An 11,717-nucleotide genomic window follows, 5' to 3' on the forward strand; every position below is an offset into this window, starting at 1 on the left:
GGACACATCCCCATCAACCATATAATGTTATTTATTCAAACTTATTCCTGAATACCTTGTTTGGATGTACTTGAAATTGTAAGAATGAGTGAGTAAATGAAAGAAAAACTTATTTCATTGAGGGAGGGATAGCATGATTCATACCGACACAAATGCATCTGTCAGCGGGAAGGTGCCAATGTCGAAAAATGAAGACTGGTGGGCAGTCTGGTTGGGTTTGTTTATCTTTGCCCTAGGTTTAGGACCGATTTTTGGAGCTGACCTATTAGGCTGGGGAGTAAAATTTTCTACCTGGACAGATTTGTCAAAATCCTTTGCTCCCATGTCAAAGGTCTATAAAGAAACAATGTCTGGTCCAACATCACTCTTCCTTACCTATCTGTTTATGTTGGTATTAACCACCATCGGCGCTAAGGTAATGGGTGCCAATGTTAAAAGGTTTATAATTGGTTTTACGACCATATTTGTCATTACTATGCTTTGTATGGTCATCGGACAAAATGCTTACATTGCCGCTACCCCTGACAAACAAGAAAGTTTAGGTATTGGTTGGTCTCTGGGTTTAGGGGAAATGGGTTTTATTATTGCCATGTTAGTTGGTCTGGTCATTGGCAACTTCTTCCCAAGTACGGCCAGGTATTTAGAGGAAGCAGCCAAGCCTGAATGGTTTATTAAGACTGGTATTGTTATTTTAGGTGCAGCCATTGGGGTTAAAACCCTGGGTGCCCTGGGCTTAGCCAGTACAGTAATTGTACGGGGTCTCTGTGCCGTGGTTGAAGCCTATTTAATTTACTGGCCCGTAGTATATTTTATCTCTAGAAAATACTTTAAATTTACTCCTGAATGGGCGGCACCCCTTGCTTCGGGGATATCCATTTGTGGTGTATCTGCTGCCATAGCCACTGGTGGAGCCATCCGTTCTCGTCCCATCGTGCCTGTTATTTTATCCGCGGTTATTATCGTTTTTGTGGCCATTGAAATGTTAGTTTTACCTTGGTTTGGTCAAACCTTTTTATACGAAGAACCGATGGTTGCCGGTGCCTGGATGGGCTTAGCCGTTAAAAGTGACGGCGGTGCGGTGGCCAGTGGAGCTATTACCGACTCGTTGATTCGGGCAAAGGCTTTAAAAGAAACAGGGGTCAATTACGAAGAGGGCTGGATGCTCATGGCGGCCACGACGACGAAGGTGTTTATTGATGTCTTTATCGGTGTATGGGCCTTTATTTTAGCCATTATCTGGTCTGTCTTTAAACTTAATGAGAAGGGACAGGGATCATCCGTTACCAAAGGCAAGGTGTCTGCGGCTGAAATATGGGATCGCTTCCCCAAATTCGTCATTGGTTTTGTCTTTACATTTATTCTTCTATTAATCTGGGGTTACAATGATCCAAATATTATGGATGGAGCTAAGACTGGTACAGATCAAGCCAATGGCTTTCGAACTCTGTTCTTTGCCCTATGCTTTTTCTCCATTGGTTTAATTACCAATGTACGCAAACTCTGGGATGCCGGTATGGGACGTATTGTGGCGGTATATACCGTATGCCTATTTGGCTTTATTCTTTGGGTAGGATTAGTCATCTCCTGGATTTTCTACCACGGTATTATGCCACCGATTATTGGAGGTTAAATAGCCGGGAGATAAAAGGGAGGTATTTTATATATGTCGGAAGTTAAAATCAGGGATGTTAAACAGCCTACAGTTACTACACAACAACTGGATTACGAGGATGAATGGTTTGAACTGCAACCCATTGAGAAAAAACTAATATCTTACTCACTGCTCCTTGGTCTGGGTTTACTGGTTGTTTTCATCTTTATATTCAAACCATTTCACTAAAAAAATTAAAAACCGTTGCATTTGCAGCGGTTTTTAATTTTCCTACAAAATACATATTGAAATGATTGTAAAATAGTGGTACCTTGTCAAAAAACGAAGATAATATAAGTTTAATATTTCGTGGTAAAAAAAGGAAATGATGGGGTTACATCGTATATTGTATATAAAGTACAAAACCATAACAAAAGGTGGGACAAAAATGAATACTTTTCCAGGGGAAATTAATTTGTATTTGTTTCATGAAGGGTCCCACACAAGGGCCTATGAAATATTTGGTGCCCATGTTATGCAACAGGATGGCAGGGAAGGAGTCCGGTTTGCCCTTTGGGCTCCCCATGCAGTTGAAGTTCGGATTGTGGGTGATTTTAATAATTGGCAGGGGCATCAGCATAGAATGCATAGGGCAAAGGATCATCAAGTTTGGGTTCTTTTTGTGCCTGGACTACAAGTAAATGCTATCTATAAATATGAAATATTTACTGGACAGGGGGGAGTATTATTAAAATCCGATCCCTATGCCTTTTATTCGGAAATGAGACCAGACACGGCATCCCGGGTAATTAACCTGACTGGGTATCAGTGGCAAGATGCAGCCTATCAAGAAGGCAAGACGAAGGAAGCCTTATATGAAAGGCCTATCAATATCTATGAGGTACATTTGGGTTCTTGGCGGCGGCAGGGTCATGATTTTTTGGACTATCGGACACTAGCTGATCAATTAATTGATTACGTATGTGCAATGGGCTATACCCATATAGAGCTTTTACCGATCATGGAGTATCCCTTGGACGCTTCCTGGGGCTATCAACTCACCGGGTTTTACTCAATTACCAGTCGTTATGGTACACCCCATGATTTTATGTATTTTGTAGATCAATGCCATCAGAGGGGCATCGGGGTTATTTTAGACTGGGTACCGGCCCACTTTTGTAAAGACTGTCACGGTCTGGGGCGATTTGATGGGTTACCCCTGTATGAATCAGATAACGATTTACAAGCAGAAAACCAGCAGTGGGGAACCCTGAATTTTGATTATGCCAAGCCTGAAATCCAAAGTTTCTTAATTTCCAGTGCTTTATTTTGGTTGGATGTTTATCATATTGACGGTCTTAGGGTGGACGCCGTTGCTTATATGCTTTATTTAGATTATGGCAAGCAACAGGGGCAATGGTTGGTAAATAGATTTGGCGGCAAAGAAAATTTAGAGGCAATTTCCTTTATGAAAAAATTAAATGAGTTTGTATTTGAGTATCACCCTAACGCCCTGATGATTGCGGAGGAATCTACGACTTGGCCACTGGTAACCAGCCCTACCTTTTTAGGCGGGTTGGGTTATAACTACAAGTGGAATATGGGCTGGATGAACGACATCCTTCGCTATATGCAGATGGACCCCATTCATAGAAAATGGCATCACAACCTACTTACCTTTTCTTTTATGTATACCTTTTCAGAAAACTATATTTTACCCTTATCCCACGACGAGGTTGTACATGGAAAAAAATCTTTACTCAATCGTATGCCCGGTGATTATTGGCAAAAATTTGCCAACCTAAGACTTCTTTTTGGCTATATGATGGCTCATCCAGGTAAAAAGCTTCTCTTTATGGGGGGGGAATTTGCACAGTTTATTGAATGGGATGAAAATAAAAGTCTGGATTGGCACTTGCTGGATTTTGATCTGCATAAAAAAATGCATCATTATGTCAAGACCTTAAACCATTTTTACAAGACAGAAAAGGCCCTCTGGCAGCTGGATCATCATGAAAATGGTTTTCAATGGATTGATCCCCATGATTACAGCCAAAGTGTTATTACCTTTATGAGGCTGGGTAAAAACCCAGGGGAATTTCTAATTATAGTTTGCAATTTTACACCCGTTGTTCGGGAAGGTTATCGGATTGGCGTACCCTATCTGGGTGAATACACGGAAGTGTTTAACAGTGATGAGGTTTGTTTTGGCGGTTCGGGACAAATAAATGGTATTTTATTGGCTGAGGATGTGCCTTGGCACAATCAAGCATTTTCCCTGTCAATTAAGGTACCTCCCTTAGCAGTCGTTTACTTAAAGACTCTGTTAATTAATGCTGAATAAGTGTCTTGGGAACGGTTTTGACCGTTCCGTAGCTTAATATAGAAGCTGTTTAAAGAAGGAGGGGTTAATATGCAAAGAAAAGAGTGTGTGGCTATGCTGTTGGCTGGAGGACAAGGCAGTCGACTGGGGGTGTTAACCAAGAAACTAGCAAAACCAGCTGTTCCCTTTGGGGGTCGCTATAGGATTATTGATTTTACCCTGAGCAATTGCAATAACTCTGGTTTTGATACCGTTGGCGTATTAACCCAGTACCAACCACTGGCTTTGAACACCTATATTGGTATTGGCAGTCACTGGGACTTGGACCGGAAAAACGGGGGTGTTACTGTACTGCCGCCCTTTGTCAAGGAAATGGGGGGAGAATGGTACAAAGGTACTGCTAACGCTATCTATCAAAATATTGAATATGTAGATCGCTACAATCCTAAATATTTATTAGTACTATCCGGTGATCACATCTATAAAATGGATTATTCTTTAATGTTGGATTTTCATAAAGAAAAGCAAGCAGATGCCACCATTGCTGTGATAGAAGTACCCTGGCAGGAAGCCAGCGGCTTTGGCATTATGAATACAGCTAAGGATGCTAGAATTATTGAATTTGAGGAGAAACCTACCGTACCTAAAAGTAACCTGGCATCGATGGGTGTTTATATATTTAACTGGGGTATTTTAAAGGGATATCTGGAAAAGGATGAAAATAACCCCCGTTCCAGTAATGATTTTGGTAAAAATATTATTCCAATGATGCTTCAAGCTGGCCAAAGAATGTTTGCCTATCCCTTTAAAGGATATTGGCGGGATGTAGGAACCATCGAAAGCCTGTGGCAAGCTAACATGGATTTGTTATCAGAAAGCCCCTTATTAAACCTCAATGACCAAGAATGGAGAATTTATTCGGTTACCCCCCATCACCCACCCCAATATATTGCTGCCAGTGCTGATGTTAATTGTTCATTGATTAACGAGGGATGCATGGTTTACGGCAGTGTTTATAACAGTATATTGTTTCCAGGTGTTTATCTCGGAAAGGGATCTACCATTAGGGACTCAGTCATTATGCCCAATGTAAGAATTGGTGAAAATGTGACAATTGAAAAGGCCATCGTTGGAGTTGACACCCAAATAGAAGATCAATGCAAGATTGGCTGTCTGGATGAATTCTGCCAAAAGTGCAATGAGTTATGCTCAAAGATTACGGTGGTGGAAGGAAATATCGTGGTTTCAGGTGGTCAGGCATTAAAGAAAAGCTGCAAGTTTGATTGCAAAGTAGGATAGCCGGAGGTGATGGCGTGAAGGATGTTATGGGAATTATTAATTTAATGGAAAATGAAGATTACCTTAAGGAACTTAGTTATCACCGTCCAGTGGCGGCAGTACCCTTTGGCGGGCGTTACAGGATGATTGACTTTGTCCTTTCCAATATGGTGAATTCAGGTATTCGTAATGTAGGAATTCTTGTTCAACATCAATATCGTGCCCTAATGGATCATCTGGGGAGAGGAAAAGAATGGGATTTAGATCGTAAAAGAGACGGTTTGTTTTTTTTACCACCGAGTCAATACAATAATCAGGGCATTTACCATTGGGATCTGCGCCACTTTTACAATCATCTGGATTATATTAATTATAGCCGTCATAAGTATGTACTGATTTCGGGTGTCAATGTGCTTTGCAATATTAATTACCAAGAAGCCTTTAAATTTCATCAGGCCATGCAGGCGGATATCACTATAATTTACAAAGATATAGAGAACCAGTCAATAAATCTAACGCAAAGCCATTTTGTGGATACCGTAGAGGACGGAAGAATTATTGGCATTGAAATCTCTCCGGCCAAAACAACCAGCAATAAAATGTCCATGGAAATGTTCATTATGAAGAAAAGCTTGTTGGTAGATTTAATTAACAGCTGTCATTCTCGGGGAGAATGTGACATGGTTAGGGATGGCTTCATCAAAAATCTTCATCGGTTAAGGGTTTTTGGTTTTCCCTATCAAGGTTATTTAGCCACCATTAACAGTGTGCCAAGTTATTATAAACACAGTATGGATCTACTGAAGCCAGAAATATGGCGAAAACTCTTTTATGACCAGGGGAAAATCTTTACCAAAACGAAGGATGGGCCACCTACCAAATACAATGAAGGAGCAAAGGTTAGCAATGCCCTGGTAGCAAATGATTGTATTATTAATGGCATTGTAGAAAACAGTGTTGTTTTTAGAGGTGTCAAGGTTGGCAAGGGTGCTCATATCAAGGATAGCATTATTATGCAAAAGTGTGAAATCCAGGAGAATGCAACCGTTGAACATGTGATAGCAGATAAGGGAGTCATTATTACAAAGGACAAACACCTGAAGGGTGAAGAACATTATCCCTTAGTAATTAAGAAGAGAACAGTAATTTAGTTTTCAGCATTAGCTATTAGCCGTTAGCGTTTACTAATGGCTAATAGCTAATGGCTATCAGCGAAAAGTTACGGTAGATCTTTATGAAAAAAGGGTGGAAAGCCTATGAAAGTTTTATTTGTAGCCTCCGAAGGAGTTCCCTTTGTAAAAACCGGTGGCTTGGCTGATGTTATTGGTTCCTTACCCAGGGAATTGATCAAACAAGGGGTTGATGCAAGGGTTATCCTGCCGAAGTATGGTGATATACCGATTTCCTTTAGGGAAAAAATGACCTACTTGAACCATTTTCAGGTTCCTTTAAGTTGGCGGAATTTATATTGCGGGATAGAAAGATTAGAATACGATGGTGTTACCTTTTATTTTATAGATAACGAATTTTATTTTAAAAGACAGGGTCTATATGGTTTTATGGATGAAGCCGAACGCTTTGCCTTTTTCTCCCGGGCAGTATTGGCAGCACTGCCCCGGTTGGCCTTTCTGCCTGATATTATTCACTGCCATGATTGGCATACCGGAATGATCAGCGTCTTTCTTCGGTCCCAGTATCAGAATGATCCCTTCTACACAGACATTAAGACCGCCTTTACCATTCATAATTTACAGTATCAGGGTGTCTTTCCCGGTTCTATATTAGGCGATGTGTTAGGTTTAGGACGGGAACATTTCGGTTTGGATGGCATAGAATTCCACGGACAGGTTAGCTTTATGAAGGGTGGGGTGAACTATTCAGACCTCATAACCACCGTCAGTGCAACCTATGCAGAGGAAATTCAAAGGCCTGAATATGGTGAACGGTTGGATGGGCTTTTTAGGCACAAGAAAAAAAATCTTCACGGTATTTTAAATGGTATTGATGTCGAATATTATAATCCCGCTAATGATTCATGTATTTGCAAAAAATTTTCTTATGAATCAATCGATGATAAACAAGATAACAAAGAAAACTTGCAAAGAATAGTAGGCTTACCGATACGTCGTGACATTCCGGTATTGGCTATGGTTTCCAGGCTGGTCAGTCAAAAGGGTATGCAGCTTATTAAAGATATATTGGAAGATATGTTAGCAATGGATATTCAACTGGTAGTATTGGGAACCGGTGATCGGTATTATGAGGATATGTTCCGGGATGCAGCCTGGAGATTTCCTGACAAAGTATCAGCCAATATCCTGTTCGGCAACACCTTGGCTCACCAAATTTATGCCGGTTCGGATATTTATCTCATGCCTTCGGTATTTGAACCCTGTGGTTTAAGCCAATTGATTGCCTTACGCTATGGTTCCATTCCCCTTGTTAGGGAAACCGGTGGTCTGATCGATAGCATAAAACCCTATAATGAATATACTGGAGAGGGCAATGGTTTTAGTTTTACCCATCTGAATGGGCATGATTTTCTTTATACCTTAAAGAGAGCCATTGGTTTTTACTATCAAAAGGATATTTGGTCTAAAATTACCACGAATGCGATGCAATGTGATTTTAGCTGGTATAAATCGGCCCAAAAGTATCAAGACTTGTATAAGAAGTTAATGTATAAGCAGCAAATAGGGGGATAATGCCAATGACGGATTGGATTTATCATCATTCCCATGAGGTTTTCTACCGCAGCCCCTTTGGGGCTGTTCCTTGTGCAGAAAAAATAACCCTGGCTTTAACCTTAGAAGCCGGAGAGGTGGAAGCCGTATTTTTGCGCCTTTGGAAGTATGGCCGTGAAGAAGAAAAAATAGCCATGCAGCCCCAGGAGAATCAGGGTGATAGAAGGGTTTTTCGGGTTCAAATTAGTGCGCCCCCTCGCCAGGGGCTATTATGGTATTACTTTATTATTGTTAAAAATTCCAAGGTCTATTACTATGGCAACAATTCTCAACAATTGGGTGGGGTGGGAAAAATATATGACCATGAACCACCGTCCTACCAAATTACAGTCCATAAAAGGGATTTGCTAACTCCCCATTGGTTTAAAGATGCAGTCATGTACCAAATATTTGTAGATAGGTTTTTTAATGGACATGAAACGGGGCAAATCTTAAATCCCAAAAAACACTGTATGATCTATCCCGAGTGGAGTGCCACACCCAGGTATGGGAAGGATACGGTTACCGGAAAAACAGTTTGTTTTGATTTTTTTGGCGGTAATTTGTTGGGTGTTATCAAAAAATTACCCTACTTAAAGGAACTGGGCATTGGTGTAATCTATTTAAACCCTATTTTTGAGGCAGCCAGCAGCCATAAATATGACACAGGGGATTACAAGAAAATTGATCCCATGTTTGGTAATGATAAAATTTTTCAGGAATTGTGCAGTAAGGCAGAGCAAATGGGTATTTCCATTATTTTAGATGGGGTTTTCAGTCACACGGGTAGTGATAGCCGATATTTTAATAAAGAAGGTCATTATCCAACCCTGGGGGCTTATCAGTCTAAGGAGTCACCCTATTATGCCTGGTATCGGTTTACCAATTTCCCCGACCAATATGATTGCTGGTGGGGCGTTGATACACTGCCCAATGTCAATGAGCTAAACCCCTCTTATCAAGAGTTTATCATTACCGGAGAAGATAGTGTGATCAAGCATTGGCTAAGGATGGGGGCCAAGGGTTGGCGCTTGGATGTGGTGGATGAACTACCGCCGGAATTTGTTAAGAAAATACGAGCAGCCATGAAAAATACCAACCCAGATGCAGTGTTAATAGGCGAGGTATGGGAAGATGCTTCCCATAAAATAAGTTACAGTGAGATCCGTGAATATCTACTGGGTGAAGAATTGGACTCCGTTATGAATTATCCCTTTCGCAGCATCTGGTTAGATTTTTTATTGGGGAGAGCCGATGCTTTTGGTACGCATAATCGATTGATGAGCCTGTATGAAAATTATCCCCTGCAACACTTTTACTCGACGATGAATTTAATAGGTACCCATGATGTTTCCCGGGCACTAACACTCCTTAGTGATGCGCCTCCGGAAGAATCACTTTCCCGGGAAGACCAAGAAAAACTAAACTTATCGAAGGAGCAATTAAAGCTTGGCCTAGCCAGGTTAAGATTACTTGCTTTACTGCAAATGACCTTTCCCGGTGTTCCCTGTATTTATTATGGGGATGAAGTGGGGATGGTTGGTTATCGGGACCCATTAAACAGAGGAACCTATCCCTGGGGCCACGAAAACACGGAATTATTAGCCTGGTATAAGAAACTAATCAATTTAAGGAACAACTATCAAGCTTTACGAACGGGTCTCTGGCAGCCAATATACAGCCAGGGGCAAGTTTATGGTTATCTAAGGGTAACCGAAAAGGGAAAAGATGTTTTTAACAGACCGGCGTCAAATAATGTGTTTTTAGTTTTAGTTAACGCCAATAGGGACATTCCTGTAAGTGTTGCACTGGATTTAAAAAAGTGGTGCAGCGGATCAATGATTGACTTGTTACAGGATAACCAGGTATATCATTTGCGAGATGGATTCGTGCATTTGACACTGCAGCCACTACAAGGCGTTTTATTGGCAAACAACAGTCTTTAAAAAACTCAACAGAATGACCAAGACCATTCAAGAATGAAATCAACAATAAGCATTAACAGAGCCGAAAGGAAAGGTCTAAAACAGGAGATGCATATGACAACTAGAACAAGCGGTGTCCTGCTACATCTAACCTCTTTGCCATCTAAATATGGAATAGGCGATCTAGGAAAGGAAGCCCACGAATTTGTGGACTTTTTGTCCAGAAGCAAGCAAAAACTTTGGCAGGTACTGCCCCTCAATCCAGTTGGCTTCGGTGAGTCACCCTTCCAAAGTTATTCCGCCTTTGCGGGAAATCCCTTACTAATTAGCATCGATCTTCTGCTGGGGGAGCAGTTATTAAGTAAGCAGGATATTGCCAACATACCTTATTTTAATCCGGAACGGGTAGAATTTGAACAGGTACGCCCATACAAGGAAGGGCTGCTTAGAAAAGCCTTTGCCAATTTTCAAAAGAAGTTACCGAAGGATTTTATGAATTTCTGTACGGAGAACAAATGGCTGGCAGACTATGCTTTGTTTATGGCCTTAAAGGGACATTTTAACGGTCTGCCCTGGAATCGCTGGGAAAAATCAATTACCCTAAGGGAAACAAAGTCCCTGAATTTTTATCGGAGTTTCCTAAAGGAAGAAATAGAATACCACTATTTCCTGCAATACGCTTTATCGAATCAGTGGCTGCAATTAAAAAAATATGCCAACCATTACGGTATCAAAATTATTGGCGATTTACCAATTTTTGTTTCTTATGATAGCAGTGATGCCTGGGCCAACCCAAAGCTATTTGAGTTGGATGCCACCGGCAATCCAACCAAGGTATCCGGCGTACCGCCGGATTACTTCAGTACCACAGGACAACTTTGGGGGAACCCCCATTATCGCTGGTCAGAAATGGCAAAGGATGATTACCAATGGTGGCGTGATCGGTTCACCCACCTGCTCAGAATGGTAGATATTATTCGCATTGACCATTTTAGGGGCTTTGAAGCCTACTGGGAGATACCGGCTGGTGAAGAAACCGCAGTCAATGGAAAATGGGTCAAGGGACCTGGGGAGCAGTTTTTTAACACAATTACCAAGTACTTGGGAGAAATACCTGTTATTGCTGAGGATCTAGGTATTATTACACAGGAAGTGGTGGAGTTAAAGGAAAAATTTAATTTTCCGGGTATGAAAATACTACACTTTAATTTACACAGTAATGAAAAAGAAGATTTTTTACCGGACCAATACGAAGAGAATTCCGTGGTTTATACAGGAACCCATGATAATGATACAACCTTGGGTTGGTACAACAAACGATTGCCTGATGATCTTGATTTCTTACAGGAATACCTAAACTGGGACCCCCAGGAAGAAAGCATCTGCTGGAGGCTGATTGACTTAGCCTTTCATTGCAAGTCTAATTATGCCATTATTCCCCTCCAAGATATCCTTTGCCTCGACAGCGAGGCCAGAATGAATTACCCCGGAACAGTTGGCGGTACCAACTGGGCTTGGCGTTTTCACCGGGGCTCCATCACCCAGGAGATTGAGACCAGGCTTAGGACGATTACCGAGGATAGTGGCAGAGTATAGTAAAATGCCCAATAATAGGTCAAATTCTTCTTTGTTAGATAATACCGCAACAAAATGTTATGATTAAAAATGTCAAAACAGCCCCTAAAATGATGAATGGAAAAGGGGCTGTCGCAAAACGTTCAATTGAAAACGTAGGGCGACACGCCCTTTTTTATTTGTGACATAAAAATTATTACATCTACGAAAGTGAATTTTACCATTTAGGCCCCGATTTGGGCACAACAAAACAAGGGAAGACCTTCCCCTGTGAATAACTTTTCGTTTTTTGTTTAGGCGGC

Annotated in this window: 7 protein-coding genes and 1 pseudogene; all 8 read left to right on the forward strand. The window is 41.1% G+C overall.

Translation table 11 applies throughout. From position 1 onward, the window contains the following. The first annotated feature begins 133 nt into the window (after window positions 1-133). Entirely contained in the window at window positions 134-1,630 is a 1,497-nt protein-coding gene (locus V6C11_RS13140) for a putative sulfate exporter family transporter (RefSeq protein ID WP_333531646.1), read from the forward strand. A gap of 33 nt (window positions 1,631-1,663) precedes the next feature. After that, window positions 1,664-1,840, forward strand: coding sequence for a hypothetical protein (locus V6C11_RS13145; RefSeq protein WP_333531648.1), 177 nt, complete (start codon window positions 1,664-1,666; stop codon window positions 1,838-1,840). 199 nt (window positions 1,841-2,039) lie between these two features. After that, window positions 2,040-3,935, forward strand: a complete 1,896-nt coding sequence (glgB, locus tag V6C11_RS13150) for a 1,4-alpha-glucan branching protein GlgB (RefSeq protein WP_333531649.1) — start codon at window positions 2,040-2,042, stop codon at window positions 3,933-3,935. Between the two features lie 69 nt (window positions 3,936-4,004). Then, window positions 4,005-5,213: a glucose-1-phosphate adenylyltransferase gene (locus V6C11_RS13155; RefSeq protein WP_442886073.1), complete on the forward strand. Its 1,209-nt coding sequence runs from the start codon at window positions 4,005-4,007 to the stop codon at window positions 5,211-5,213. Window positions 5,214-5,227: 14 nt separating this feature from the next. Further along, on the forward strand, window positions 5,228-6,343 hold the full coding sequence (glgD, locus tag V6C11_RS13160) for a glucose-1-phosphate adenylyltransferase subunit GlgD (RefSeq protein ID WP_333531650.1): 1,116 nt from the start codon (window positions 5,228-5,230) through the stop codon (window positions 6,341-6,343). A 105-nt stretch (window positions 6,344-6,448) separates the two neighbouring features. Continuing rightward, window positions 6,449-7,897 (forward strand): glycogen synthase GlgA, encoded by a 1,449-nt coding sequence (gene glgA / locus V6C11_RS13165; RefSeq protein ID WP_333531651.1) that lies wholly within the window; start codon window positions 6,449-6,451, stop codon window positions 7,895-7,897. Between the two features lie 5 nt (window positions 7,898-7,902). After that, complete coding sequence (locus tag V6C11_RS13170) at window positions 7,903-9,861, forward strand: glycoside hydrolase family 13 protein (protein WP_333531653.1); 1,959 nt, start codon at window positions 7,903-7,905, stop codon at window positions 9,859-9,861. Between the two features lie 30 nt (window positions 9,862-9,891). Beyond that, window positions 9,892-11,436, forward strand: a pseudogene (malQ, locus tag V6C11_RS13175) (4-alpha-glucanotransferase); the annotation flags it as partial. Window positions 11,437-11,717: the final 281 nt, after the last annotated feature.

Source organism: Desulfotomaculum sp. 1211_IL3151 (assembly GCF_036763075.1).
Taxonomy (GTDB): Bacteria; Bacillota; Desulfotomaculia; order Desulfotomaculales; family Desulfotomaculaceae; genus Desulfotomaculum.